General features: G+C 63.0%; 1 protein-coding gene. It reads left to right on the forward strand.

The window, feature by feature from the left end:
* Positions 1 to 653 (forward strand): DUF3060 domain-containing protein (locus tag EII34_RS15725; RefSeq protein WP_124846110.1); only part of this gene is annotated, 653 nt, incomplete at its 5' end.
* Between the last annotated feature and the right edge of the window lie 101 nt (positions 654 to 754).

A 754-nucleotide genomic window follows, 5' to 3' on the forward strand; every position in this document is an offset into this window, starting at 1 on the left:
TTGATGCGAAGCCGGCGGATGCTCCGGCTCCGGAGGATCTGCAGAGCCAGTTGCCCGGGGTGGCGGTCAAGACCATCGAGGGTGAGGTCAATGTCGAGGCGAACGCCTCGAACGGGGCGACGGTCAATGCCAGCGCCGAGGGCACCGAGACCACCCTGGCCAGTGACGACGAGAGCGACCAGAACAGCGAGGATGAGAGCGACGAGGACGGCGGGAAAGCAGGAAACACCATGACCGTCACCTGTGATGCCCCCTACGTCGTCTCCACCGATGCGTCCTACCTCAGGATCGGAGGCGACTGCCCATCGATCACGGTCAGGGCGAACAAGTCGAACATCCAGTTCGAGGGCGCCGGCGAGCTGACCATCCTCGGGGAGGGAAACGTCGTCAACGGTCAGCGGGCGGACAAGGTGGGCATCAGCGGAGAGAACAACAACCTCAAGCTCACCACGAGTGGCGACCTCACGGTTTCAGGCCCCAGCAACTACGTCAACGCCGATGAGGCAGGTGAGATCACCGTGGAGTCCGACACGAACAACATCCAGGTGGCCGAGGCGGATGACCTTCTCGTCTCGGGCAACGGCAACGTCATCGGTGTCAAGACCAAGAACGGTACCGTCAAGAACAGCGGGTCCAACAACAACATCTCCTGACCACTGCTCTGACAGGCCGCCCCGTGGACACGGGGCGGCCTGTCGTCATGGGTGCTGCAAGGAGTTGTCGCAGTCCTGCGATGATCCGGCACGCTGTCCGG

This window comes from Arachnia propionica (genome assembly GCF_003859805.1).
In the GTDB taxonomy this organism is placed as follows: Bacteria; Actinomycetota; Actinomycetes; order Propionibacteriales; family Propionibacteriaceae; genus Arachnia; species Arachnia propionica_C.